A 26,983-nucleotide genomic window follows, 5' to 3' on the forward strand; every position below is an offset into this window, starting at 1 on the left:
GCCGGAGCTGTAAAATTTCTTCTTCTCCCGACACATCTAATTCGCTTAGTCCGGCAATTACTTCTTTGGCGTCCGCCCTTAAATCTACAAGTGACTTCTGAATTGCGATAGCATCATCTTTGTATTCTTGCGGGCCGTAGTAAGCATCAACATATCCCGGTTCGTGAATATCCATACCGAGCATTATCCCAACGTATGATTCGGCAAATTTATTTATCGATTCCTCTATGCTTTGAGGCATTGCCACTTCTTCCGTTTTTACTGATTCTTTCGTGCATCCGATTAAAACAAATAGTGACAAGAGGATAATAATTTTTATTAATTTTTTCAATAAAGTTCTCCTTAAAAATTTTCCGGGTATTTCGTTTTTAATATTAGACATAAAAGATATATGTTATCTCACTTGATTTCAAGTAGAAGAAAGGTAAAAGAATATCAATTCCCCCATTCTCAAAAGAAAATGACAGGCTTGATGAAAATTTCAAATTGACGTTCCTTGTCAATGCTGAATGTTTTTGTTTCAAAACTATATTCCCTTCTATTTTCGAACAATAAGCCAAATTCTATCCCTGCCAAATGCCCGATAAACGGGAAAAATTTGCCATATGCCGCCAGAATTCTTGAAAATCCGTCTTCCGATTCGGTAACAGGGTATTCAATTTCAATGGAAACCTTGCTGTTATGCAAAATTCTCCAATCAGTTTTGGATTTTTCTCTTCTCGAGCGTTTTAACACTATGGTAATTGTATTGGGAATATCACTTAAACCGTACTGTCGAAATCCCGCCTTTAAATCCCAATTCCATTTCTTATTTAGGTATCCCCCGTTTCCCTTAACTTTCCATTCAACTCTGAACCAATTAGACCTGACGAAACTATTGTCGAACAGTTGGTGTAATCCACCTGTGATAACTACACCGCTTGCTCCTTTCGCGGCAATCATTAAATCATCGTTCTCGTCCAAATCCCAAAAAGTGGCAAGCTGACCGACAAAAAGACTTGCGGATATCGGCTCTTGTTTTCCTCCTGCAAAGTTTTTTAACAGGTTAAAATTATCGCCCAAATCGAAATCGTGGTAGGCGTCGTTATTTTTCTCTTCCATCCATGCCGATAATGACGCGACTGGATATCCGGTTACTTCCATTAACAAAAACCCGGGTTTTATAGATTTTTTTACCAGGTCCTTATATAATCCGATCTCATCTTCATCCCATAATATCGCTTCGCGTTTCTTATCCGTATCTACAAAAACGCTTGAATAGCTTTTATATATACCGGGTACAAACGCTGCCCCCCAATCTCTGTCAATCCATTTCCAGCCGGTGTTAAAATCTCTAAACCCTCCATTGGTTGTGGATGTGGATAAAGGTTCCCCTCTGCCCGAATGAATATTACCGGTTGATTGCGCATTGATTTTTTCTGAACTGTTTAAAAATAGAACTGAAATCGCAAATAATTTAAGAATTACAAATATGATCGCAATACCTACATAATACTCTGATTAGAAATTATTCGGCTGATTTTAATATAAGATAAGGGCGGCAAAATTGCCGCCCTTAATCACAATTAAATAAATAATTTTACTTTAAATATATTATTCTTCTGATGCAGAACCTTCAGGGGTTGTCGCACCCGACGCGTAAACTTTCGCTAAATAACTCCCCATCAATACATCATGCCACACATAACTCAATAGAAACATCGCTACGAACGCGCCGAGCCAGGCTCCTGTCGTTTTTTTAGGTTCCATTTGTTAGCTCCCTTTATTGAAGTGTACAATAATCGTCCGAATAGTGTTATTTATATTGAACTTAGGTAGATATTTAAAAATTTAGACTATTTGACGCGCAATATCAAGTTGCCAGCTCCAATAGCTTTCCGACCAAAACATCAAAGCTCATCCCGAGAGCTTCGGCGGATTTTGGTACAAGGCTTGTTTCCGTCATACCCGGCAGCGTATTGACTTCAAGACAATAATACCTTTCTTTATCACCGAGCAAGAAATCTACCCTGGCATAATCCCTGCAACCAAGAGCATTGAATGCTTTTATGGCTGCTAACTGAATTGCTACTTCCAATTGTTCGGGTAGCTCCGCAGGGCAGACATACTTAGTCATACCGGGGGTGTATTTACTCTCATAATCATAGATTTCGTTTTTCGGCTTGATTTCAATTATTGGAAAAGCTTCGTTTCCAATCACAGCCACTGTCAATTCTCTGCCATTTATGTATTTTTCAACCATCACATCAGATGAATGTTTTGCCGCTTTAGCTGCCGCCGCATCAAGTTCATCATAGCTTTTTACAATGCTGAAACCTACTGTTGAGCCTTGATCGTTTGGCTTCACAACCATAGGAAAATCCATATCCTCCTCGCTGTGCACCACTTTTCCCTCTCTTACCATAGTCCAGTCAAGCACCGGGATTCCAGCCCGTTGAAACATCTTTTTTGACCTGTCCTTATCCATTGCCAGGGCGCTTGCCAGTACCCCTGAACCGGTGTATTTAAGACCAGCCGTTTCAAGCAGCGCTTGAATCATTCCATCCTCTCCAAAAGTGCCGTGAAGGGCGATAAATGCGAGTTCAGCCTCTTTTAATATGGATGTATTGAGCATCTCAATCGCTTTGCTATAATCAGCTTCCGTGATATCGGGCGGCTTTCTTCCCGGTTTTGTTTTGTAGACATCAGATTCATATGACTCCTGGTTCTTCCCCAATTTCGGATCCGCCAGAGAGACATCGTGACCCAAATTCACTAATGCCCGTCCAATAGCGCTTCCGGAAGCGAGAGATACTTCGCGCTCTGGAGAAAACCCCCCGCAAATGACAACTATCTTCATTTATTTATCCCTATAACATTACGGTTTTTATAAAATCGTACCAGAATCCGATAAAAATCCTATTATCACTTTCATCAGCTCCTTCCACATTACCGAAATTATCAATAGATCTATATTCGTATTCAAATCTGAGTCTGAGCCTATTCGATACGCTTTTTTCCGCCTTTATCTCAAATGAAGTTATATTCTGAACGATTCCGGTTGGAAACGGTTCCGAGTAACCCCCACTAACAGAATATAGCGGAAGCCCCAAATTGTCTACATCGGTCCAGGGTGTGCTGAAGGGTACATTGATTCCGCCTTCTCCATCTCTGATAAAAGTTAGCGCTGTTGAAATCTTTAACCCTTTCATTATCCACGCGGAAGCTCCGAATTCCCAGCTGTCGAAGTCGTTTCCGAGAAAATATCCGATCGGTCTATTCCGATGAATCAGAGTTTCTTCAATATTCGGTGTCGTATAAGTTCTGTTGGTAATCCTAACATATTCAGCCCACAGATCAACGCCATCAAAGCTAAACGGATTTGCCCTCCGCAATCCCAGTACTATTCCAATTTCGTCTGGTTCTAAATCGCCGATCTCCTTATTGTCAAGTTGGACATCGTCTATCAATAGAGCGGCTGACAGACGCCAGTTTCTCTTTGGATACCAGAGTAAGTCTATACTGCCGAGAGTATTCGCCTGGTTATTTTCATCGTTCAAATTTTCACCATGAAAAACCAGAGCGGGGTTACTGAATGCCGCCAATGGGCTTGCGTTAACACCGCCATAAATCAGCATTTCAGACACACCAATATTAAGCGAATTGCTTATATGAATATCAACTCTATGAGCCGATATAAATCTTCTTTTACCGGCTATTTTATCCAGCTCGGCAGCAAGGAAAGATAATTCTACAGGCCCAACTCTAAGTTCAGCATAAAGCTGGTCTAACGGTCTTGAATAGTCTGAAATTAAAAGCGTTCCCGCCCTTCCGACTCCCCATCTTTGAAAGTCTCTGCCGAAAAGTATGCTGAACCGCTCCGTTTCATAACGCAGGTATGCTTGCTCGGTAAACGCTGAGAGACCGCGCCAAGTACTCCCAATGTAGGTCGAATCATTCGCCAAATCTGAATCAAAATTCATTGTATTTATTACAGCGAAGTTATCACCGACTTGAAACCCGCCTTTAATTCGAAAGCTTCCGGTGTCGTCGGTTTCATTGCCTTCGTCTTCGAGACCTGCCTGAGTCAGCAATCCGATGAAGAATTCATCATTAGCGTTACCTTTGCGCAATTGGTTCATTTCCGAAGCAAATTCCGCATATAATTCATCTAAAAGCCACACAGCCTTCGGCATATCATCCATCGCCCACCCGACTATTAACATATCCACAAGTTCGCTTGCCACTTCACCTCTTGAGAAGGGTTTTTTAGCCAAATTCAATTCCAATAAAAATCCTCTCAGGCGCAATTCTTCCACATAATCATATACCCAGTGGTAGGTTGGAAGCGTTTCATTCACTCCTGCGTGGAGTTTAATATTCGGAATAATATAGGTTGTGACGAATAAAATAACGAAAACAAGTTTACGCATTTGCGCTCACTTTTGAATCAGCCATTATAAACTTAATTGCCTCAGAAAGATCAGTTACGATTGCCACAGCGTCATCTTCAGACACGGAAAGTCCCTTTACTTCCTTGCCTCCCTTTATCAAAATCGGTTTCAGCGACGCTGACTTCGCCGCTTCTACATCCGACAATTTATCACCGATAAACCATTTATCAGAAAGATCAATCCCATATTTTTCAGCAGCTTGATAAAACAGATCCGGCTTTGGTTTCCGGCAACTGCATCCCTCTTCCGGCGTATGAGGGCAATAAAAAACATCCAGAATATCGCCGCCGGTTGCTTGCACTTCAGAAATCATTTTCGCCATTATTTCATCAATTTCCTCTGCTGTAGCGTAACCTCTATCGATTGCGGACTGATTTGTTATGACAATTACACTCCAGCTATTCTCGTTAAGATATTTTAATGAATCTAATGCGTTCGGTAGGAATTCAAATTGTGACCAGTCAGTTATGTATCCATCAATCTCGCGATTGATAACTCCATCCCTGTCAAGGAAAATAATTTGCTTATTTTTGTCTAATTGGGGCATTTCTAAGTTCGTGTAATTTACTCAGTTAGCAAGGGCAAGTCAAGAAAGATTACCCCGCTGCGCCACATCCGAAACACCTAAATAAGAGCATATAATTGATGATATTTGTGTGATATCATACTCATTTGAATCAGAATCGCCGTCAAGATACACAAACGCATCTCCATAGGTATGCATCCCGCTGAACCTGTTATTTCCATACAGTTCTTTTACCGAAAGCTCACCTTTTAATTCATAGCCCGGAAATGGAATCGCTATAAGGTCGGGCAGCTGAACCTCTGATTTATCGAAATCAGTTGTGTTCCATTCCTGCCGCATATCAACGACTCTTTCTATTACATTCGCTCCGGTCTCCGGATCAAGAAGATTCAATAGCGATTCTGAGATGTTTTTCCTCAGCTTATGGGCCTCCGCACCTTTTTCTACTTTTCCCTCCGGTGTATCGCCACTTAAGTGCAGATATATCCTGCCGGGCGCCATGCTGAACGCTTTACTTAATACGTCCATTCCCTTTAAATTCGTTGCATTCGGATCGGATAGTTTTAAGTACCCTTCATCCAGCAGCCATCGGTTCAGATAAACATCTTTTTTCAACCGACTGAATCCATGGTCTGAAAGAATGATAATTGCCGTGTCAGAGGGAATTGACTTTGAAATCTCTACAAGAAAATCATTTATCATATTGTAAATTTTGGAAAATAGACCGATTGCCGAACTTTCTCCTTCCTCCATCTGACGCCACATAAAATGATGTAAGCGGTCTGTTTCGAGAATATGTAAAACAAAAAGATTCCATCGTTCGCGGCCTAAATAATGCCGGGCGGCATTAAGTCGAGCCGATAGAGTCTTGGGGAGCTGCTCTATTAGAGAATCAGTAGATTTTCTCGCAGACCATGCATCAATATCTATCTGATAGTTGATCGAATTTAAATATTTGACTTCTTCTTTCGGATATACGGCTCTTTCAAGATTCGGAGCAAGAAATCCCGATACAATAACTCCGTTGATTGGTTCGGGTGGGAAGGTGGCCGGAATCCCTATAGAGCAGACTCTAAGCCCATTTCGTGAAAGATGTTGATATATTGTTGTCGCTTTCAAATTTGATGCTGTTGGTACAAACGGGGCGTATCCATTCACTTCTCTATCCACAAAACCTGTAATGCCGTGCTCCCCCGGGCTTACCCCAGTTAAAAACGAAGCCCACGCTACGGAAGAGACCGGTGGTAGTGTCGTTGTCATCGGATGAATCAGGTTCCTCTTGTACAGCCCTGACAAGAACGGAGATAGATTATGTTTATCTATTTTCGGGAAAAAAGAAAACGGCAATCCGTCTATTGCTATGACCATCACTTGTTTTTTGGGGGAATGAGTAATCAAAATATACTTCGATAGAGACAGATGGCTTGAGTTATATCAAGCAGACAATCTCTAAGTTATAACTGCTGCTTCATCTCCTGCAGCACTTCATAAGGTATGGCCATATTTCCGTAACCTACGCCCAGCTTAATAGACGGCTTGTTCTCGCCGTGAAAATCCGTACCGCCTGATATTACAAATCCGTTTTTATCAACAATTTTCATTAATTTATCTTCATCGCTCGGTGAGTGACTATTATAAAACAGTTCTAACCCGTCAAAGCCCACTTCTTTCAGTTCGGCCATTAGATTATCAAGTGAAATACCGTTAACTCCAAGGGTATGTGGATGCGCTAAGATAACCAATCCGCCCGCTCCGTGTATCATATCCACAGCTTTTTCCCGCGTAAGCCGATGTCGCTCGTAATATGCTACTGCTCCCTTTTTCAGGTATTTATCGAACGCATGCTGAATTGTACGTACATGACCATTTTTCAAAAGTGCCGCCGCAATGTGAGGTCTCCCAACCTGCCCCCCGCCCGATATTTTCTCTACTTCTTCCATTGTAATACTGAGTCCCAGCTCATTTAGTTTTTCTATGATTCGTGGGTTACGCGAGGACCTGCTTGTCTGCAAGTCAGTGAGATATTCTTTCAGTTTTTCGTTCTCAATGTCAAGAAACAGACCAAGCACGTGCATTGAGCCCGGCTGATGATCAATACTTATCTCTACTCCGGGTATTACTTCAACACCCATCTTCTCTCCCGCCTCCAAAGCCTCAGGAAGCCCCTCTATAGTGTCATGGTCGGTGATGGCAATCGCCTCAATGCCCTCTGACTTAGCGAGCTTCACAAGATCCTTCGGGCTATAAGTTCCATCAGATGCTGAAGTATGAGCGTGGAGGTCTATCATCTAAATATATCCAAGCGCCTCAAGACGTTTTTGTATAAATTCTTCTTCTTCCGCCGTATATCCCTCTGAAGAATCCCCAAACCCGATTCTTCCCAATTCCTCTAATCGTTTTATAATTATGCCTACAGATTCTTCCACCGTTTCTTTATCCGTGTGAACTTCGATCTCTGCGTCTTCCGGCGCTTCATACGGATCGTCAATACCAGTAAACTGTTTTATCTCGCCGGCTAATGCCTTTTTGTATAATCCCTTCACGTCTCTTTCTATACACTTTTCGATAGGCGCATTTACAAATACTTCTATGAAATTTTCATCTTCTTTCCGCAAGTTTTTTCTGATATAGTCATACGGACTGATGGCAGCTGCGATGGCTATTACGCCGTTTCGCGAGAGAAGTCGACATACAAAACCGATTCTCATCAAATTGGTCTCTCTGTCCTCTTTGCTGAATCCCAAGCCCTTGCTTAGATTTGTACGGACGATATCGCCGTCCATTATTTCAACTTTTTCTCCGCGCCGTATCAGTATTTCGGCAAGAGCGTTTGCAATTGTTGTTTTTCCGGCGCCGGAAAAACCTGTCATCCAGAGTGTGGTGCCCGATTTATAATAAGATTTAGTCATTGAGTATTCCTGATTTATATTATCGGTTTTCCTACCATATCGGCAGGTATCTCTATTCCATGTAATTTCAGCAGTGTGGGAGTTATATCTAACAGCTTTGCTCCTTCAATTTTTCTTCCTCCCTCTACTCCCGGATGCTTAATGAGGAACATTCCATTCATTGCGTGATTAGCGTCATCGGGGCCGGTATCATTCTCAAATGTGTGTATGCCGTCCATCCCGATAGAGCCAACCGACCGCCAGTACAAATCCCCGAAAATTACAATAAGGTCCGGCGCGACTCCGTTGACTTCCGGATACAGTTCCTCCGGTTTGTGTGCTATTGTGCCGATATTATTGCCGTCCGGGTCAGTCAGAGCAGCTAGCTTTTCCTGAAGTTCATTACGCAGCGATTCGTAATCAGATTGCTTTACAATACCCTCTGGTTCACGCCCTTCAACATTTATAAACAGCCTCCCATAATATCCGCCGTCTCCCCATGCTTTTGTCTTTGACCAATCAACCATATCAAAGGTCATCCGAGTCGGCTTATCGGGATAATTTTTCACAGTCAGATAGCCTTCCTTGATAAGCCACTCATTAAAACAAATCCCTCCGTCCATCTTCTTCGCGCCGTGGTCAGAGACAACCAAAATTGTGTCATCATCATCCACCCGCTCAAGCAATGTTCCTATTTCCCTGTCTATATATTTATAATACTCCAGCATTGCCGGATTAAGTTCGTCATCCTTGATGAAAGCCCGATGTTCCTTATCAAAATATTTCCAGATACCGTGGTGGATACGGTCTGTGCCCATCTCAACGAACATAAAGAATTTCCACTCTTTATCATCCATGAATTTTCGAATCACTTTAAAACGCTTCTCCGTCATCTCATAAATTTGTTCGAGAAGATACTTTTTATCATCTGTGCGGAAATTGGGCACGTCCACCATATATTCCCCGACAAGATCTGCAATTTCCTCTTTTATATGAGCGGGGTAGGTATATTGACTTTCAAGGCTCGGCGTAAGAAATGAGCTCACCTGAATCCCGTTCACCTGACGAACAGGATAGGTTTGAGGCACGCCGATCGTGATAGTTTTCCATCCCTGCCGATTAAGAATATCCCAGAGTAGCGGTTCTTTTACAGCTGTGGAGGTAGCGAAATAAAGAGCGTCGTATGAATGGTCTTTCCTGTTGCGGAATCCGTAATAGCCCAATTGCCCCGGAGTTTTGCTCGTCATCATACACATCCACGCTGGAACGGTTATGGGTGGAATAACGCTTTCCAGCTCGCCCCACACACCCTCACTCATAAGCCGCTTAAAGTTCGGCATCTCATCGGTGAACTGCTCGAACATCAGTTCTGGTGGAGCGCAGTCCAGCCCTATGATCAATATCCGTCCCGCCATTTACCTGTTGCCCGCTATGTAGTCTGTCTTGTTTTTCATATCCGTTTATCTAAATGTCCCTTCCAAAAGAAGGGAGAAAAGATACGAATTATATCAGAAAATGCAAAGGAGAAGTGGCTTTTTGTTAGATGCCTATATCAATCAAATATTACGGCACTACAATTTTCCTTGCCCTTTTGCTGATTTTTCTTAACTTATTGCATCTACACAATTTACAACTAATATTTTAATCATTGTGAGCAAGTAACATAGCTTAAGCAGAGAAAAACCTACAGGAGGAATCCATGGGTAATGTTGATTTCAAAAAAGTAGTGATCGCCGCTGTCGCAGGTACGGCAGCTATGACGGCAATTATGTTTATGGCGCCGATGATGGGAGTGCCGGAGATGAATATAGGCGCTATGTTAGGGGGGATGATGTCCATGTCATCTAACGTGGGTTGGATGATGCATTTCGTCATTGGTATCTTCCTAACCTGGATTTATGCCGCATTTTTACTTAATGTTTTACCATCTACGGGATGGAAACGGGGGATGATTTACAGCCTTATACCCTGGGCGGTGATGAATTTTATGGCAATGCCGATGATGGGGATGGGTATCTTCATGGGAGGTATGATGGCATTTGTGGGTACTGTTATCGCCCATTTTGCTTATGGTGGAGTTATGGGTCATCTTTACGGGGATGGCGGAGCATCGTCTGAAGAAGCCCCTGCTGCTGAGCCTGCATCAGAGCCGGAACCAACTCCTGTACCAGAACCAACTCCAGAACCCGAGCCAACTCCCGAACCCGAACCTCCGGCAGAGGAAGAATCCAGTTCTGGCGAAGAAGAATCGGCATCGGAGGAAGAATCCAGCTCTAGCGAAGAAGAATCAGGATCGGGCGACGATGAGGAAGAAAAATCAGAATAGTATTCAGTAAACCTATACATTTTAGTTTGCGGGCTTTTTCATGATAGAAAAAGCCCGTTGTTCTTGGCCCTCTAATGATCCGCTTATGGAGGAGTATCATGACAACGAATGGGGAGTTCCTTCCAAAGATGATATTCATCAATTTGAACATCATATCCTTGAGGTCTTTCAGGCGGGACTTAGCTGGCGAACAATTCTTCATCGCCGGGAAGGATTCCGAAAAGCATTCGCCGGTTTCGATCCGAAGAAAGTATCCAAATTCGGTGATACTGATATTGAGCGATTGCTTGCCGATGTAGGAATTATCAGGAACAACCTGAAGATCCGCGCAGCGATAAATAACGCCTCAAGATTCCTCGAGGTAATAAGCGAACATGGAAGTTATTATAATTTTCTGCTTCAATTCAGACCTAAAAATCTTCCAATATATAATGAGTTAAGCGAGCTGCCGGCGGAAACAGCTGAGTCTGCCGCTCTCTCAAAAGAATTAAAAAACCTTGGATTTAAGTTCGTCGGACCCACCACATGTTACGCACATATGCAAAGTGTTGGCATAGTGAACGATCATATAAAAAGCTGTTTTCGGTATAAAGAAATCGAGAAGATGCAAAAATAGTTGCGGAGCGAATTTATAGTCGAAAAAGTGCCATATTTTTAGTTTATACATAAACTATCCCTGTTTTTAAATGTAATTAGAAGTCCTCTTTTTTTATAGAATTGGCAACAACGAATCTCAGTGAAGAAAAACTCTATCGAATTTCAGATGTTCTTTCACAAGAAGAGCCTGATATCTCAATCGAAAAATGATCTCCTCTCCCGGCATTAAGTATAAATCTAAAGTGATAACTTTTTACCATAATGACGAAATGGTCTTTCGGGTGGGAAAGGAAATTGACTTTAAAAAACACGGTATAGAAAATCCGAAGTATTTAAATCCGTTTAAATCCAAACCCCCTATGACGGGCTGGATTTGTATTTCATATTCTGATGAAAAGAGATGGGAAGAATTTACCCGATTTGCGTTCGAAGCTATGAAATCTGAAATCGATTAAAAACCGAAATTCAATATTTTCCTCTCATATTACAGGTTCGCATATTACTTTTAAATTTAATCATTTCCGGAAAGGATATTAATTATGAGCGAGCTATCAGAATTGAAATGTGTGGCGTGCCGTCGTGGAGCGCCAACCGTTACTGAAAAAGAAATCAATGAGTATTCAACAAAAATCCCTAATTGGTCTCTAATACAAATTGATGGAGTCGACCGGCTTGAATACACTTTCAGGTTCAACGATTTTATTGAATCACTTGCCTTTACGAATCTTGTCGGTAAAGCTGCCGAAGATGACGGTCATCATCCGGCTTTATTGACAGAGTGGGGCAGCGTGACGGTTTCATGGTGGACCCACAAGATCAAAGGTCTCCATAAAAACGATTTCATTATGGCCGCCAAAACGGACAAAATTTTCTCCGATCTCGGCAATGCCGGCACATCCTGATACGCGAATAGGTCATGTCCATTTGAAAGTTGCGGATATAGACAGATCCATTGAATTTTACCGGGACCTGCTCGGGTTTGAAGTTACGCAGCGGATAGGCGATCAGGCAGCGTTTCTTTCTATGGGCGGATATCATCATCACATTGGTTTAAATACATGGGAAAGCAAAGGAGGTACGCCTCCGCCGATGGGTCACACAGGACTTTACCACACTGCAATACTCTTTCCCAACCGGGTCGAACTTGCCAGAGCGCTGAAGAAACTGATGGATGCCGATTATCCATTGCAGGGTGCTGCGAATCACGGGGTTTCAGAGGCTATTTATCTTGCTGATCCTGACGGAAACGGCATTGAACTTTATTCGGATAAACCTATGGATGAATGGCCAAGGACAGCCGAAGGTAATCTCGAAATGGTTACTCTATCCTTAGATATAGAAGGACTTCTTGCTGAGATTGACGGGAAGAAAACAGATTAACACCTTGAAAATAATCTTTTTACGACTAATATTTAATTAGTGCTTTCAGATAAATGGGCAAAAAGGAGCATTATTATGATTTCCGATGAACAGAAAAGATTATTGTTTCAAGCGTCCCTCTTCTCGGGGCTATCAAGCGATCAGATTTCCAGCGTTCTGGACACCGCGAAGGAGGTTGTATTTCAGGCCGGTGATACAATCATGACCGAAGGAGAAGAGGGTGGAGAGCTTTACGTGATTGTTGAGGGAAGCGTGCAAATTGAAAAGAAAGCCGGCAATGACCTTACAATTAAAATTGCTCACGCCGAGAAAAAAGGAATGATGCTCGGCGAAATGTCTCTCATCGATATGAAACCGCGCTCTGCAACTGTCCGGGCAAATTCTGAAGTAAAGATGATAATGTTGGAACGTGGAGATCTTGCTGAACTGTTTGATAAAGACCCCAAAATACTTGCTACAATCTCACTTAACATAGCGAGGGCTCTGAGCGTCAGACTAAGAAGTTCAAATGAAATGTTTTCGGAGTTTTTTAATAACTTTACTGCTTGAAGATCTGTTCTTTGTTTACGAGTATCTTCCGGATCCTTCAGGATAAATTTTTTTTAGCAATTTCTTCGTAAACTATCTTTGAAATATCTGCAATCAATTCTTCGGCAGCGTTATGATTTTCAATACCTCTTGTAAAAATTACTAAGGCATACACAGACCTTTCGGCGTGTATATTATTGCCGCATCGTGTTCAATATTTATCCCTCAAATTCACAGCCATAGAAGATTGTAAACCTTAACAGCAGATACAATAGAAAAGCCTTCATTTGGATTTTCCATTATACCTCGTTGAATCTGAATTTATCTCTCCGGTTCTGATATTCGAGATAAACGGATTTACCGGATAAATCAGCATCTTTCCTTTGTATTCCCCTACCGTTTTGCCATAAAACGATTTTTCGATCGCGCTTTTAACATTTTGGTATGAAAAGTCACCCTCTATTAAAAGCAATAATCGAGATGTAACAAATTTATCCGCGTGATACCTTTGTAAATCTTCGTCGGATGCTTTAGCAAGCGAATTAAATCTTCCAATCCGAACGGAATCTATTAATAAAGAGTCGAAAGACAGGTTATAAAACACACTTAATAGATTGTTAAGCGAGACTTCGAATTGGGCGGTTGCTGATTGAATTGTAAGAGCATTAAATCCTCCTAAATTAGTCATGTGAACGGTTGTGTAGTTTTGTACATTTCTTAACGAAACTCTTAATATGAGCTCTTCGAGATCACTGTTGGTCGAATCTTCCTTTTCATCAACCCGTAAAAGTAATAATGACAGATCAATCGTATCGCCAAGAGTTTTTTTGAAAATGACAGCCAAGTTGTTTGCCGTAAATTCTTTAATATCACCAACATTCATAGGTACAGTCGGTTGAATTGAGGTTGTATCCGGCCGCTCTTGTTTAATGCAGCCGGATACGATAATTATGGTAAATATGAGAGCTAATTTAGAAAAACTTTTCATCGGTATCAAATTTACTCCATCAATATCGGCTTAACAATAAATTAAATAAATTAATTTCTATTTTTTTACCATATCTATTTAAATTGTCATAAAATAGTGCGAACAGAAAAATTAATAAGTTTGCACCATTGCAATATATAGATATACCCTATTTTACATCACAATATATGGCATAGGTGCTACAAATAATCTTATACGTTTGACTCTATATCAATTATTCTTCCGATTTTTTCTTGACTTCGCATTTCATCTCCTAATATATTGCAGATAGCAAGAAATTATTGCTATTGTTTTACCACTTTGAGGATCAATATGAGTAACGACAAGTACACTGCCAAGCTGCGTGGAGCTTTTTTCACCACACTTATTCTAACCCTGTTTTTATCGGCCTGCGGCGCTCTTTCACCATTTGGAACAAGTGGCGACGATAAGGGCGATGGTCAGGATGTAACCCCTCTTTTCCGATCAGCCGTTAGCAGCAAGAACGAACAGCCAACACCTCAACAACAACAAACAGCTTCCGCACAGCAGAGTACCGCAACTCGATCTTCGTCAGGCGGTTTAGTGACTCAGCGTGTCGGCACAAGCATTTCTAATCAGGATATATCAGAAGTACGTTTTGAAATTAAGAGATTGCAGGCTGAAATAGCCCATCTTAATTCAGAGATTACTAATCTGAATAATCGTTCTGAAATGTGGCGTGACCCGCAAAGCATTTTTAATAAGAAAATTGTGCTTACAAATGGAACTATCTTTTTTGGTAACGTTGTTTATCAGGATCAAAAATTTGTAAAAATTGAGACCTTGATCGGCAGTTTGGTATTGCAACGAAATTCTATTAGTCGAATATTGGAAAATACATCTGGCTTTGATATACAAAGCCTTTACGAGCCTCAGCCAACGCTTCTTTCTAAACAACCCACTGCCGCGAGAGATAATCAAAGCAGATTTGCTCCTTCAGCTACAGAGCGGGGACTTGCAAATGTTGTGATTGAAAGTCCCATTAAGGAAAAGAAAGACAAGAGCGGAAATACGATTTTTAACGGCGTGTTGAAAAACACCGGTAACAAGCGCGCTGATTTTGTAAAAATAAATTTTATTATCAGAAAAGATTGGTCAGGTAACACCGAAACTTATACCACTTTTGTAAACGGCGCCCAATTTACTTTTGCCAGTGGAGTTAGTACGGATACCACTCTTCCGGCAGGGGCGACGGGGGCGTTTGAGATATATATACCACGTTCGATAGGCCCATTCATCGGGTACTCTTATTCCATAGATTGGGAAGAGTATGAATAAATTTTCTCTCACGGCATCAATAATAGCGTCACTGTTCATCGGTTGTGGAGGCTCTGCTTCAAGCGGTAGCCTTTCAACCGAGATCGGAAACGATGCCGTAACGCATAATATTGAGCTTATGGACTTAAGGTCGTCAGTTATTATCCTTCAATCTGAAATTATAGACCTGAAAGAAAGCCTGAAGCTCGCCACAGATATAAATGACCGCCTGAACACACAGATTGAAGAGAAAAATGCGAGATTAAAAGCTATTGAAGGATATCCGAGTTCAAGCAAAGCGTCTGTCATAAAGAAAAACGATAGTCGAGCAGTTGTTATGCAATTTGATGAAACCGACACTGTTGAAAAAATGTACAAAACCGCTATATCATCTTATTTTGACGGCGAATATAAAAATGCAATCAAATACTTCGAAAAACTAATTTCTGTGGATGATTCACACGATTTGTCTGATAATGCCCAGTATTGGATAGGCGAATCATATTTTGCACTCGGGCATTACGAAGATGCCATGGGCACTTTCGAGATTGTCTTAACATATCCACAGAGCAACAAAAATGATTATGCGCAATTTAAAATCGGACTTTGCCTATTGAAATTGAATAAACGCAATCAGGCAAATGCAGCTTTTCAGTCTTTTCTGGACAGTTACCCGGAAAGTGAACTTGTGAGCAGAGTAGAGACGCTCAAAATCAGGATACAATAGATGCGGCTTCTTCAATTAGCGCTCGTAGTAACCATTTTAATTATTGCCGGCTGTGGCGGTTCACGAACCAACAGCAATTCGAACGAAAGCAGACCTTACGCATTCGTTAAACCTGCTATTGATGAGACTTCCATAGATACAGACAAGGGCGGAAATGAAGGCTCCATCACTGAGGAAGAGGAATTCAAACCACACCCGCTGATACCTCTCGAAAGCCCGGTAAACAAAAATCTCCGAAAAGATGATCCCTTGTTAAATGGCGGCTTTTTGTATGATCTCGGACTTGAAATCGAACCGATAGGGGGAAGTACGAATAATATTGTTGTTGATCCAATGCTCGAAAGCATTCGGCAAGACCTTATGATTAAGTGGGGAATGGACGAACGCGGAACTTCCACCCAAAAGATTATGAGCTCGGCCGTTCCGGACATACATCTGCGAATTTCGAATCTTGAAAACAGTATGAAGGGCGATCTTGCAGCGCTAAGAAGCGAGAATTTGCTGCTGCTCAGTAAATTGCAGGAACTGGAAAAAAGGATTGTTTCCAAACCAAAAGTTAAGAAAAAAACTTCGAAAAAAGCAGTATCGCGAAAAATAATAAAACCGATAGTTAAGACAGCTTCAAAAACAATCAAACCGAAGATCAAGAAATCGTACAAGGTTAGATATGATAACGCACTTTCTGACTATCGGAAAAGAAGGTTTGCTTCCGCTATTAAGAAATTCAACGCACTTTTAGCTGAGAATAACAATAACAATTTATCCGACAATGCCCAATATTGGATAGGAGAATGTTATTATCATATGAAGCTTTATTCCAAGGCCGCAACTGGATTTGGAAATGTACTTAACTACAAGAATTCTAATAAAATAGACTCTGCCATTCTTATGAGGGGAAAGGCTTATAAACATTTAGGTCGAAAATCCGATGCTATCGCTCAGTTTCGGACGCTTGTTACTAACTATCCCAGAAGTTCTTATACCAAGCGAGCAAGGGAACTTATTTCAGACCTGGAAAGAATCTAACCCGATTATCTGCTTATGAAAATAACTGTTATCAAAATATTTTTAGCAACTTCGTTCTCACTTTTACTAACAGTGCAGAATATCAGTGGTCAGGCTCGAGTTGGTTTTTCAACAATAGGCGATATGATCAATATTCCTACTACAAGCCATATTATAGGTCCTGATTTTTTACGGTTCGGATTTGGTGTGGAGTTGAACAATTTCTCTCCATTTCAATCAAGTCAGGGAATATATTTTGATTTTGAACCCTCTTCAAAATATCGCTTTGGTATTACCGCCTTAAAGGGGTTTTTGCCGGAAAGTACACTTGTCGCTCCGAATCCGGTTGACCCCGCGCCGGAGTTTGGGTTTTCTTTTCAAAGAAATATTTTTACGTATGAAAATATGTCAGTAGCGGCAGGGGTAACGAATATTATTTTTACAGAATCTACCGACTCTTTACAGCGACAGGTTCTCTCTTCTGAGATAGGCGCATTTTCTTTTTATGGTATTGTGAGCAGAGAACAGGAATTTGAACTCTATCGCTTAAGATGGTCTATCGGTATAGGAACAGATCGATTTGCAGCCGATGTGTCAACAGGATCGTCATCAGCTATTGGAATTTTTGCCGGATTTGACCTCAGAACCACCCTTCTTCCTCAAATAGGCGGATTACGTATTCTCGGTGAATACGACGGTAAGGGAATGAACATTGGAACAAGACTGCCGCTTACGCGCGACTATACCGTAAACTTTGCAATTACGCAGATAGAAAAAATATTGAAATTCGGGAAAACAACCGGCAAAGACTTTCCCGGAATTTCTATGGGACTATCCATAAATTTTCCAAGAAAAATTCCCGAAGAAATTATAGAACGGCCAATAGGCTTACCGTATGCCGAAAGAACCACACTTCCGCCGGGCGTTACCGGCGCACCCGGACTTCTGGTTCCATCAGGCTATATGTCTGATGAAGAAATTCAGGATCTTCGCGATTCGCTAAACTTTGCCGCTCAACAGATTGAGACACTTGACGATCTCGCAATGATGTTGAGACAGCGTGTTTCTGTTCTTCAAGATTCAGTCCAAATTGTTAAGACAGAGCGGTTTGCGCTTGAGCAGAATATAAATGCCGCATTAAAGCATCTTTCGCGTTCTTTGAGATATTTTTACGCCACGCAATATAGGTCGGCGCTTGAGGAGGTTGAAACAGCAATCGAGTTCAATCCGAATCTCGCATTAGCTTATGCTCGCAGGGGATCAATATTTTATAAATTAGGTGATACGGAACGAGCAGTAATGAATTGGAATGTAGCGCTTCAGCTTGACCCTGAATATGACGACATCAGGAACATTCTGAGAGCAATGGGCGAAAATCGTTTAAGGGTAACTTCTTTCAGGAGGTAACAGGATAAAAGTATGGATATTGCATCATTAGTCGGAATGCTTGCCGGAATCGGCATTATTTTTCACGCTCTTTCCACAGGCGCAGCACCACTTATATCGTTCTACAATCTACCAAGCATAGAAATTGTTCTCGGTGGAACCATAGCTGCTACACTACTCTCTTTCCCAATTAAGGAAGTTTTAAGAGTCGCATCTGTAGCATTGATAATATTTAAAAAGGGCGGGATGGAGACTTTAGGACCATTTGTTAATGAAACGGTCGATCTGTCACGAGTAGCCAGGCTCGGCGTTACCGAGCTTGAGAAAGAAAAAGAATCTATTAGCAATCCTTTTTTGAGAGACGGGGTTCAGATGATTATTGATGGATATACCGAACTTGAGATCAGGGAAATTATGGAATCGCGTATCGAAAACAGAGAGATACGTGAAAAATGGGAAGAAAACGTTTTAAGAACGATGGCAAAATTTGCTCCCGGATTCGGTATGATGGGAACCCTCATAGGTCTGATAGGTATGCTTGTTTCAATGGGCGCGTCTTCAGACCCCTCAAAAACTATCGGGCCGAATATGGCAGTAGCGCTTGTAACAACTTTTTATGGTGTTCTTTTGGCAAACCTGCTGCTTGTTCCAATGGCTGAAAAGTTTAAATCACGCATCGAACAACAGACTGTGATGCAGAATATGCTGATAGAAGGAGTTTCAATGTTGTATCAGAAAAAACACCCCCTTGTTGTGCGCGAGAAACTCAACTCCTTCCTTCCCCCCAGCGAATGGGAAAGCGATAGTGATGGTGGTGGAGAAAAATAATAACTGTGAGATCATTTAAGAATGCCTGAAAACGATAATATAAATCAAGAGCTCATTCTTCGGAAGAAAAAGAAAAAGATACCTCCTGCTGACCAAACGGAACAGTGGCTCCTCACTTATGGAGATATGGTCACATTGATGATGACGTTTTTCATACTGCTCTTTTCAATGTCTACGATAGATCCCGTTAAAATAAGAGCCTTTGCCGATTCTCTGTCAGAAACGATCGGACATTCGAAAATTGAAAGAGATGAGATTGATCTAGCTGCTATTATGAAAAAAGTTGTAGATATTGTAGTCGAGCAGAATATGCAGGATAACGTTTCTGTTCGCTCTGATGCCAGAGGTGTTACTATAGATTTCAAGGGTGACGTAGCCTTCAAAACAGGCTCGGCTGATCTTTCGGCTGCTGCCAAATCGTTATTGGACAAGCTTGCTCCGGAAATAAACTCTGCGCTGCATGCTACGCCGCCATTTCCAATCGCCATTGAAGGTCACACGGACAATGTACCGCTCAGAAAGGGTGGAGCATTCCCATCTAATTGGGAGCTTTCAACGGCCAGAGCAAGCGCTACAGTAAGATATCTTCTTGAGCAGGGTGGAGTTGATGCGCCCCCGGGGAAACTTTCAGCAATCGGTTATGGCGATACATGGCCCAAAGATACGAACAGCACCCCTGAGGGAAGGGCATCAAACAGAAGAATTGAAATACTATTTTTAACTATCGGTTAACAGTCCGGAGATATTTTAAAATGAAGAAAAATCAATTATTAAAAACATTCGCAATATGGTTTACAGTCAGTGTACTGCCACTATCCATAGCGCTTTCACAAAATTCGCAATCGCAACTGGCTCAGAAGATAATGCTCGAAAATCATTTGCGAACTCGGGCTGAATCTGCATTAAAACATGCTTTAGGCAAGGTAAGATTTTTCGTTAACGTAAATGCTGAAATTAATATTATTCCGGCGCAACGCTCCCAACAGATATGGGAACCGGGTAAAGAAGCGAAAGATACGAATATATCCAGGTCGGGCTTGTCGCCCGAAAATCTGCCGGCAGGAGTATTGCCAAGCGATCTTCTCCTTCCACCGACTCAATCATTTTCTCCGGTATTACCGGGATTCCCGGAGATCCAATCTGCGGAAAGCGAAACTCCTGAAGTTGAATCTCCGGCAAGGCCGCTTGAAACAATTCCCGAGGAACCGTCTAACACAATTGCGGACATGCCTAAAGACGAGGCGGGTTCTACTCTTGTAAGCTATTCTATCGAAAGAACTGTAATGGCGATTCCTGAAATTGTTAAGCTTGATGTTACTGTGATGTTTGAAGACGGTGTAGATAAAAAAGTTTTGGATGCCGTCAGACCGATAGTTGAAGTCGCAACCGGATTGGACTATCAAAGAGGGGATAAATTGAATATTGTCACCACCTCTTTCCTTCAGGGAGAAGCTATCGCCCAGTTGACAGCTGAGGGTGCATTATCAGATACCGATTTCGCGACTATTGAAGAAAGCCTCGCAGCAAGAATGCTGGAGTTGGAGGCAAAACAGAATGATGCCGAAAATCGTATTCTTTACTATCTTGGAGGCGGCTTACTTTTCTTGCTTCTTCTGGCATTTTTAATTATTCGTTACATACGGCGCAATAATACTGAATTAGCGGATACTGGATACAATTTCGAAAATGTCGTCTCGGGAACTCCGGCAGAAATTAGTTCTGCGCAGGCGGATGCTAAATTAGCCAGAGAATCCGATTCTAATCGAATGCGCGCGACAGCATTGGAAAGAGAGATGCATAAAGCAGAGCTGAAAAACACACGACAAGCTATTATTACACTTAGTATAGGAAAGCCTGATACGGCTACAAAAATATTGAATGATTGGATAAGCTCAACCAGTGAGAGCACAGAGGAGATATAATGGCTGAAGAGACTATACTTTCCGGTCTTGAAAAAGCAGCAATACTGTTCAGGGTTCTGGGACCGAATTTAGCCCGACCGTTATTTAAATCATTAAGCGAGACCAATATAATGAAAATTCGCTCAAAAATGAACGAGCTCTCTGATGTTACCTTTGATATGAAAAAGCAAGTTATGGAAGAGTTTTACTTTAATTTCATGTCTGAAAAGATGGTTAGTGGAAAGGAGAGTCTATCAAACCCATTTGCGTTCCTGAATGATCTTGTAGATGAGCAGGTCCTACTGTTGCTTAAAGAGGAAACATCTCGAATTTCAGCGATCGCGCTTGCTCAGCTGCCAACCGAAAGAGTGGCAAGAATTGTAACACGTTTTGAGCCGGAATTGCAGAGTAAAGTAATGATTGAAATGGGTCATTTAGTGGATATTCCATTAGAGGGTGTTGAAAACATCGCAAGCGACCTCGCCGAAAAAGCTCTCGGGTTGCCGAAATTTCACAACCTTTCCACAGGTGGCAGCGAATCACTTTCTGATCTTCTTGATCATCTTGATGTTTCAAATGAGAAACAGATTCTTGATATGCTTTCTAAAGAAGACCCGCAGCTCGCAAAGGAAGTCAGAAAATCTCATTTTACATTTGAAGATTTAATGCTTATCCCCGACAATCTAATGCGCGAACTGTTGCGAAGTATAGAAACAACGGATATAGCGATGGCTCTCAAGGGACAGACACAAGAATTTAGGGACAAACTATATAACAACCTTCCGGAACGCGCTCAGATTATCCTTGAGGATGAAATCAGGCTGGTTGAGGGACCCCAGCCACGCAGGAAAGTTCAAAATGCGCAGAAGTCTATTGTGGACCAGGTTAAAGAATTACAAAAAGAAGGTAAGATCAACATGGCAGATATTTTAGAATCCGACATGATTGAATAATAAGTTTTAAGATTTTCTCTAAGGATGGGATCCTCAAAGGAAAAGCCCTCCCGCGTGTACTTGGCGGGGGGGCTTTGGGTATTAATTAGGGCTATATTCTAATTACCGATAGCGCTGTTAAACGCTGCAAATGCCTCATCAATGCGCGTATAAACTCCGTCAGAATGAGCGCCGGTATAAGTAGCAGACACAAAAGTTATGCCCAATGAAGTTAACAGCTCGACGAATTTATTATGTTGAGCGATTATACCGAATCCGACAATGTCATCGGTCGGATCAAAGTCGTCATTTATACCAGTATCGAAGTAGATATTCAGAGCACTGAAGTCGGCAACCTGCTGGGCGCCAAATGCAGGATATAATAGAGAACCGCCCTGTGCCAACATCGTATAGACATCCTGTAGCTGCCATAAACCAAATATATCTGGCTTGAGAGTTGCCACACCGTCGGCATCAAACACGACTGGAAGATCAGCCCCGAGCCAGATATCATCTGTCGGATCAGATGGGGTACCCAAATCGCTGAGAAGGGATATGGGATACTGAAAATTATCCGTTGGGTCGGGATCAAGACTGGCGGCCAACAATAAATTGTCGAAGGTAAGAAAACTTCCGTAGTGCGGAGAGAACGATGATGCCATCCCAAACAGTGTCAGCGTTATCGGATTCGCCGCCCTGTCAGCTGCCGCAGCGGCTAAATCAAGCACAGGCGAATTGGGCGCACTCGCCATTTTTTCAGCGGCTATCCTTTCAAGCAACCTGCTGTCGGGAGCTTCAAAAAGCTGAGCCAATGCGAGCGGGCCCGAATGAGACGCTACAGATACGAACATCTCTGGATGTAATAGAGCCAATTTCATTGCTCCGTAACCGCCCATGGAATTCCCCATTATACCGCGTTTTGTCACATCGATATTATAGGTCGCCTCAGCAGTCGGCATTAAAACTGCCGTTATCAATGCTTCGTACGCGCCAAAACCAAATGCGGGATTAAATGCCGGATTTCTTGTAAGATCGTGATCGAATGAATTGGTATAGAATCCACCACCAAGAGGATTTGAGGCGCTTGGCATTACTACTATAGTGGGTTCGAGAACTCCCTCATCAATCATTCTGTCAAGAATCTGCGCTAAATCAAAACCGGTAGGCCATGATTCGTTATCGCCACCAACACCGTGCAGCTGATAGACTACCGGATAACCTGCCGCTCTTGTGGCATCATAATTCGGAGGCAAATATACCTTTGCCACCCTGTCTTCCCCGATAACAGCCGTACTTGCAATATCAAGATTTACAATTGTTCCGGCATTCGGTAAGGTCGTTTCAAAGGGCGTAGTGGGTTCATCTTCGCCACATCCGGTAATTGTTATCCCTATAATGAACAGCAAACTAAATTGAATATGTTTCATTTTCAACTCCTATACATAGTTAAAACGAATATGCAAGACCGGCAACAAGTGCCGATTCCTCTAAACTCCAGTTTCCCGGCAAATTCGTTTGATCGGTCGGGTCTCCGTTAAAAAGCGATACTTTATTAATTGTTCTATCATCAACAAACATGGTTTGAGCCGCAAGGTCAATTGTTATTTTACCCATATTAAGACCAAGTCCTACAAAAACGGAGTTCTTTGTGCCTATATCCGGAATAAAAGCGCCGAGTGTCTCGTCTGGTATGGGGGAACCATCGGAAGTAAACCCGAGGCGCAAGAACGTCAGCCTGTCATCGCTGTCCATAATTAAATATTCCAAACCGATTGAATATTTATTTACATCGTCCCAATGTTCCACAAGAGTAGTTACATCATTAACTCCGTCACCATCAAAATCTTTGTTAATGTTAATTGGAATCTCATCCCATGCAGACCATTGTGTGAACATAAAATCCGCCGCTATCAATAATTTTTCGTTAACTTGATATCCTATTCCAACGCCGATTTCCAGGGGCAGCGGGACTGTTGTGGTTGCAGCATTTGAGGTGTTTACCAATGTTGCTCCCGAATACACGCCTGCTGCAGCCGTATATAGGGCTTTTGTAGCATCATCAAGACTTGGATCGGCAAGTAACCCGCTGATAAATTCAAATTTATCTTTGTTAAAGGGGAAATATGTGGTTGCGGTAACCTCTCCGTCAACGTCAATATCAGTAAAATACTGAACATCAACGCCTATTGACAGCTGTTCCGATGCCTCAAGCATTACGCCAAAATTTAAACCGAATCCTGTGCCTGTTCCATCCAAAATCGTATCAGTTATCAGATATGGATATTGATAGGTGCCAAAGGGTGTTCCCAGCGTTGGATTATTACTGAATGAGGGCTGGCGGAAGCTTAACTTATTTGCGATGGTATATATAAATCCAACCCCTACCGATAGTTGCTCTGAAAATTCATATGCGACAGTAGGTTGAATTGCCAGAATGGCAATATCACTCTCCGTATCAAATTTAGGATATTGAGATGAAAAGGAATTACCGTAATTATTGACTTGTTCCAGATTGAAGAGGTCCCAATTTGTTCCTAAGCCGAACGGGATCGAAAATGATAATCCATAGGCAATGTTTGAACCTTCAGAATGGTAGCCGAATGCAAATGACGGTATCAAGTGAGTTTTTTTCGTTAATGATGTTTCACCGATAGTATAGCCATTGTTCAGACCATACAACCCCCCGTCAGCCGGATTTGGGTTAAATACGTCCGGTGTAAGATTCTTCGGTGTAATGGTCGCTAACGGCCTGACTCCAACCGCCCCAAACCCCAATTGAAATCCATTTAATCTGGTCATACCGGCAGGGTTCCAATATGCGGCGCTGAAATCATTTGCAACTCCCCTAAACGCGCCTCCAAGTGAAAATGCTCTTGCTCCCACAAGTTTCAAACCCAATCCGCTCGCACTCAACTTTGTAGCCGGTACAATTAGAAGAAGGATTATTATACTAAATCTAATTTTTTGTTTTATCATTATTATCCTCTTTTATAATAGTTAGGTCTGTTTAGTTAAGCATCATGCCCCTCTGCCCATAAATAGTAAATTATCTACAAGATAAATTTATGACTTCTCATGATTTCTCCCGGTTTAAGATAGTAATTATTACATAAAAACTTGAATGAAAATATGCCCTAAGCTGTTAATAAGTCAACCCTTTTGTCTATTTATATAAAAGGATATGCCGGCTCATGTTCCTTGAATTAAGGGGGTTCTATTAAGTATCTTAAGTCACTTTATACCAATAAAATATGTTTAGAAGCTAATGTCCGACAATTGCAAACAAATTTAGGGAGGCGTTTCGATTACCAATTTCGACGTTCCGGATAATTTATTTAATCTTCCTGCCGAAATCAAACTTGTAGGTAGATTTATATTTATTGGCTTAAAACAGTGCTATTATAAGGCTTATATAGGTATTTCAATCGCCCCAACTGTTTCCGACCCGCCGGTCGGAATAAAAAAGAGTTGTTTCGTTCCCACTGAATTCATTAATGACGGAATATTATTAAGTATTACTGTTTCTTACCATGAATCGGCTATAGCGGGGAGGGCGCTTTACGATTGATACGCACCCTTTTCCAAAAAATATCTAATAATCTTTCCTATGCAAAATTTAATCGGAGGGAGCTTTCCGGTTCACTTGGCGACCTCGGCACATTCTTACCGATAATTCTCGGATTAGCTTATGTTACAGGGCTTTCTTTTTCAGCAATGCTTTTCTGGTCCGGGGCGGCAAACATTTTAACGGGCTTGGTATTTGCCATACCTATGCCCGTTCAGCCAATGAAAGCGATCGCCGCAGTGGCATTATCCGGCGGAATGAGTGCCGATGAGGTTTATGCTTCCGGTATCATTATGGCAGTTTTGTTGATACTTATATGGAGCCTAAAATTGCCCAACGTGCTGGAAAAATTCGTGCCGAAAGCTGTTGTAAGGGGAATTCAGCTCAGTATCGGTCTTAGGCTTTTGATAAAGGGCATTGATATGATTTATTTAAAACCGCTAATCGGCTATGATAGTATCGTTGTAGGAGTCCTTGGGCTTTTATTCGTATTGGCGCTTTATAAAAACAATAGAATACCAACCGCCTTAATTATATTTATTTGCGGGTTATCAATAGCTATTTTAAGTGATTTCGAACTACTAAAATCTTTAAAAGCCGGATTATTCATCCCGGGTCTTATTAATATCAATTTCTCTGCCTTCTCCGGTGGTTTGTTCTCTGGTGCGATCCCGCAACTCCCTCTAACAATGCTGAATTCAGTTATAGCCGTTTCGGCATTATCGTATGATTTATTCCCGAAACGGGGTGCCGATACCGGTAATATAACTCTCAGCGTAGGTCTATTGAATTTCGCTTCTTTCTTTGGGGGGATGCCAATGTGTCACGGCTCCGGGGGATTAGCCGCTCAAAGTCGGTTTGGTGCCGAAACAAATGGCAGCATAATCTTTCTTGGCACAGCAAAGATCTTAATCGCTGTCGTATTAGGGGCTTCAATTGTTCCTCTAATTTCTGCGTTTCCTGAGAGCCTTCTCGGTGTTTTGCTGATAGTTGCAGGCATAGAACTTGGCTCCGCCGTAAAAGATCAGAGGGGGTTGCGGAATTTATTAACTATTTTTATTTTGGTTGCAGTATCATTTGTGTTCGGCAGCCTGACTGCTGGGTTTTTATTATCTTTAGCTGCATCAAAATCAGTGCTTCGATGACAGCGAAACTTAATTCTATCATCTGGTGTTTAAAGTTGATAAATATTCGCTAATCAGATATATTAAACACTAATTGCTTTTATTATCAAAACTCTAACTCAAAAAGGATATAGTATGAAAAATTTAATCTTTCTTCTCGTCTCTTCGCTTTTACTTCTTTCCTGCACGGGCGGTAAAACCTCTGATATCAATATGAATACTTCTTCCGAGGCACAAGCATTTATAGACTCTTACACGGCAACTTTCCTTGAGCTTCAATATTCTTATGCAAAGGCTTCATGGGCATCAAACACGATGATAGTTGAGGGAGACACTATGAATTCCTTCAATCGGAATAAGGCGAATGAGGCGGTTTCTGCTTTCTCCGGAAGCATTGAGAACATTGAAAGGGCGAGATATTTTTTAGACCGGAAGGGCAGTTTGAGTCCCATCCAAACTAAGCAACTCGAAACTATTTTATATTACGCTGCAGATTCACCTCAAACCGTACCTGATATTGTTAAAAGAAGAATCGCAGCGGAAACAGCACAGGTCGAGACTTTATATGGAT

Annotated in this window: 28 protein-coding genes; 16 read left to right on the forward strand and 12 right to left on the reverse strand. The window is 41.8% G+C overall.

Annotation, left to right across the window (positions count from 1 at the left end):
* Positions 1-450 precede the first annotated feature (450 nt).
* The 9 genes from IIB39_07920 to IIB39_07960 all read right to left on the reverse strand — a co-directional run bounded on the left by IIB39_07920 (position 451) and on the right by IIB39_07960 (position 9,262).
* On the reverse strand, positions 451-1,143 hold the full coding sequence (locus tag IIB39_07920; GenBank protein MCH8928624.1) for a hypothetical protein: 693 nt from the start codon (positions 1,141-1,143) through the stop codon (positions 451-453).
* Positions 1,144-1,593: 450 nt separating this feature from the next.
* A complete protein-coding gene (locus tag IIB39_07925) occupies positions 1,594-1,749 on the reverse strand; it encodes a hypothetical protein (protein ID MCH8928625.1) in 156 nt (51 codons plus the stop codon).
* Between the two features lie 103 nt (positions 1,750-1,852).
* Positions 1,853-2,839, reverse strand: coding sequence for a D-alanine--D-alanine ligase (locus IIB39_07930; GenBank protein MCH8928626.1), 987 nt, complete (start codon positions 2,837-2,839; stop codon positions 1,853-1,855).
* Positions 2,840-2,849: 10 nt separating this feature from the next.
* On the reverse strand, positions 2,850-4,412 hold the full coding sequence (locus IIB39_07935) for a hypothetical protein (protein MCH8928627.1): 1,563 nt from the start codon (positions 4,410-4,412) through the stop codon (positions 2,850-2,852).
* Positions 4,405-4,980, reverse strand: a complete 576-nt coding sequence (gene gmhB, locus IIB39_07940) for a D-glycero-beta-D-manno-heptose 1,7-bisphosphate 7-phosphatase (protein MCH8928628.1) — start codon at positions 4,978-4,980, stop codon at positions 4,405-4,407. Before gmhB ends, IIB39_07935 begins: the two co-directional genes overlap by 8 nt.
* A 39-nt stretch (positions 4,981-5,019) precedes the next feature.
* A complete protein-coding gene (locus tag IIB39_07945) occupies positions 5,020-6,357 on the reverse strand; it encodes an alkaline phosphatase family protein (protein ID MCH8928629.1) in 1,338 nt (445 codons plus the stop codon).
* Between the two features lie 56 nt (positions 6,358-6,413).
* On the reverse strand, positions 6,414-7,247 hold the full coding sequence (locus tag IIB39_07950; GenBank protein ID MCH8928630.1) for a PHP domain-containing protein: 834 nt from the start codon (positions 7,245-7,247) through the stop codon (positions 6,414-6,416).
* Positions 7,248-7,868: an adenylyl-sulfate kinase gene (gene cysC / locus IIB39_07955; GenBank protein MCH8928631.1), complete on the reverse strand. Its 621-nt coding sequence runs from the start codon at positions 7,866-7,868 to the stop codon at positions 7,248-7,250.
* 14 nt (positions 7,869-7,882) lie between these two features.
* The gene (locus IIB39_07960; protein MCH8928632.1) at positions 7,883-9,262 is read right to left on the reverse strand and encodes an alkaline phosphatase family protein; all 1,380 of its coding nucleotides are present in this window, start codon (positions 9,260-9,262) and stop codon (positions 7,883-7,885) included.
* Between the two features lie 284 nt (positions 9,263-9,546).
* Between IIB39_07960 and IIB39_07965 the strand changes: the two genes are divergently transcribed.
* The 6 genes from IIB39_07965 (at position 9,547) to IIB39_07990 (ending at position 12,699) form a co-directional block, all read left to right on the forward strand.
* Positions 9,547-10,173, forward strand: coding sequence for a hypothetical protein (locus tag IIB39_07965; GenBank protein ID MCH8928633.1), 627 nt, complete (start codon positions 9,547-9,549; stop codon positions 10,171-10,173).
* A 40-nt stretch (positions 10,174-10,213) separates the two neighbouring features.
* Positions 10,214-10,789: a DNA-3-methyladenine glycosylase I gene (locus IIB39_07970; protein ID MCH8928634.1), complete on the forward strand. Its 576-nt coding sequence runs from the start codon at positions 10,214-10,216 to the stop codon at positions 10,787-10,789.
* A gap of 187 nt (positions 10,790-10,976) precedes the next feature.
* Positions 10,977-11,225 (forward strand): hypothetical protein, encoded by a 249-nt coding sequence (locus tag IIB39_07975; GenBank protein ID MCH8928635.1) that lies wholly within the window; start codon positions 10,977-10,979, stop codon positions 11,223-11,225.
* Between the two features lie 84 nt (positions 11,226-11,309).
* Positions 11,310-11,672: a 4a-hydroxytetrahydrobiopterin dehydratase gene (locus tag IIB39_07980; protein ID MCH8928636.1), complete on the forward strand. Its 363-nt coding sequence runs from the start codon at positions 11,310-11,312 to the stop codon at positions 11,670-11,672.
* Positions 11,656-12,150: a VOC family protein gene (locus IIB39_07985; protein ID MCH8928637.1), complete on the forward strand. Its 495-nt coding sequence runs from the start codon at positions 11,656-11,658 to the stop codon at positions 12,148-12,150. The genes IIB39_07980 and IIB39_07985 overlap by 17 nt, the downstream gene beginning before the upstream one ends.
* 75 nt (positions 12,151-12,225) lie before the next feature.
* Positions 12,226-12,699, forward strand: coding sequence for a cyclic nucleotide-binding domain-containing protein (locus tag IIB39_07990; GenBank protein ID MCH8928638.1), 474 nt, complete (start codon positions 12,226-12,228; stop codon positions 12,697-12,699).
* A 262-nt stretch (positions 12,700-12,961) separates the two neighbouring features.
* Here IIB39_07990 and IIB39_07995 read toward each other — a convergent pair whose 3' ends face one another.
* The gene (locus IIB39_07995; protein ID MCH8928639.1) at positions 12,962-13,666 is read right to left on the reverse strand and encodes a hypothetical protein; all 705 of its coding nucleotides are present in this window, start codon (positions 13,664-13,666) and stop codon (positions 12,962-12,964) included.
* Between the two features lie 312 nt (positions 13,667-13,978).
* Between IIB39_07995 and IIB39_08000 the strand changes: the two genes are divergently transcribed.
* The 8 genes from IIB39_08000 to IIB39_08035 are packed head-to-tail and all read left to right on the forward strand — an operon-like array spanning position 13,979 to position 21,744.
* Positions 13,979-14,965, forward strand: coding sequence for a hypothetical protein (locus IIB39_08000; GenBank protein MCH8928640.1), 987 nt, complete (start codon positions 13,979-13,981; stop codon positions 14,963-14,965).
* A complete protein-coding gene (locus IIB39_08005) occupies positions 14,958-15,671 on the forward strand; it encodes a tetratricopeptide repeat protein (protein ID MCH8928641.1) in 714 nt (237 codons plus the stop codon). Before IIB39_08000 ends, IIB39_08005 begins: the two co-directional genes overlap by 8 nt.
* Positions 15,672-16,697: a tetratricopeptide repeat protein gene (locus IIB39_08010; GenBank protein MCH8928642.1), complete on the forward strand. Its 1,026-nt coding sequence runs from the start codon at positions 15,672-15,674 to the stop codon at positions 16,695-16,697. It abuts the gene before it with no gap.
* Between the two features lie 15 nt (positions 16,698-16,712).
* Complete coding sequence (locus IIB39_08015; GenBank protein ID MCH8928643.1) at positions 16,713-18,083, forward strand: hypothetical protein; 1,371 nt, start codon at positions 16,713-16,715, stop codon at positions 18,081-18,083.
* A gap of 12 nt (positions 18,084-18,095) precedes the next feature.
* Positions 18,096-18,890 carry a MotA/TolQ/ExbB proton channel family protein gene (locus IIB39_08020; GenBank protein ID MCH8928644.1) on the forward strand — a complete coding sequence of 265 codons (795 nt, stop codon included), beginning with the start codon at positions 18,096-18,098 and terminating at the stop codon, positions 18,888-18,890.
* Between the two features lie 21 nt (positions 18,891-18,911).
* Positions 18,912-19,622: a flagellar motor protein MotB gene (locus tag IIB39_08025; GenBank protein ID MCH8928645.1), complete on the forward strand. Its 711-nt coding sequence runs from the start codon at positions 18,912-18,914 to the stop codon at positions 19,620-19,622.
* A gap of 20 nt (positions 19,623-19,642) precedes the next feature.
* Complete coding sequence (locus IIB39_08030) at positions 19,643-20,812, forward strand: hypothetical protein (GenBank protein ID MCH8928646.1); 1,170 nt, start codon at positions 19,643-19,645, stop codon at positions 20,810-20,812.
* The gene (locus tag IIB39_08035; protein ID MCH8928647.1) at positions 20,812-21,744 is read left to right on the forward strand and encodes a hypothetical protein; all 933 of its coding nucleotides are present in this window, start codon (positions 20,812-20,814) and stop codon (positions 21,742-21,744) included. The genes IIB39_08030 and IIB39_08035 overlap by 1 nt, the downstream gene beginning before the upstream one ends.
* Before the next feature lie 98 nt (positions 21,745-21,842).
* On the opposite strand, the gene IIB39_08040 is transcribed toward IIB39_08035, so the two are convergent.
* The gene (locus tag IIB39_08040; GenBank protein ID MCH8928648.1) at positions 21,843-23,150 is read right to left on the reverse strand and encodes a hypothetical protein; all 1,308 of its coding nucleotides are present in this window, start codon (positions 23,148-23,150) and stop codon (positions 21,843-21,845) included.
* A 19-nt stretch (positions 23,151-23,169) separates the two neighbouring features.
* Positions 23,170-24,699 carry an outer membrane protein transport protein gene (locus IIB39_08045; protein ID MCH8928649.1) on the reverse strand — a complete coding sequence of 510 codons (1,530 nt, stop codon included), beginning with the start codon at positions 24,697-24,699 and terminating at the stop codon, positions 23,170-23,172.
* A gap of 588 nt (positions 24,700-25,287) precedes the next feature.
* On the opposite strand from IIB39_08045, the gene IIB39_08050 reads away from it, so the two are divergent.
* Both IIB39_08050 and IIB39_08055 read left to right on the forward strand, forming a co-directional pair.
* Positions 25,288-26,433 (forward strand): putative sulfate/molybdate transporter, encoded by a 1,146-nt coding sequence (locus IIB39_08050; GenBank protein MCH8928650.1) that lies wholly within the window; start codon positions 25,288-25,290, stop codon positions 26,431-26,433.
* A gap of 114 nt (positions 26,434-26,547) precedes the next feature.
* Positions 26,548-26,983, forward strand: a 436-nt coding sequence (locus IIB39_08055) for a peptidase (protein MCH8928651.1), incomplete at its 3' end; no start/stop codon positions are given.

The sequence above is a fragment of the Candidatus Neomarinimicrobiota bacterium genome (assembly GCA_022573815.1).
GTDB lineage: Bacteria > Fidelibacterota > SORT01 > SORT01 > SORT01 > JACZTG01.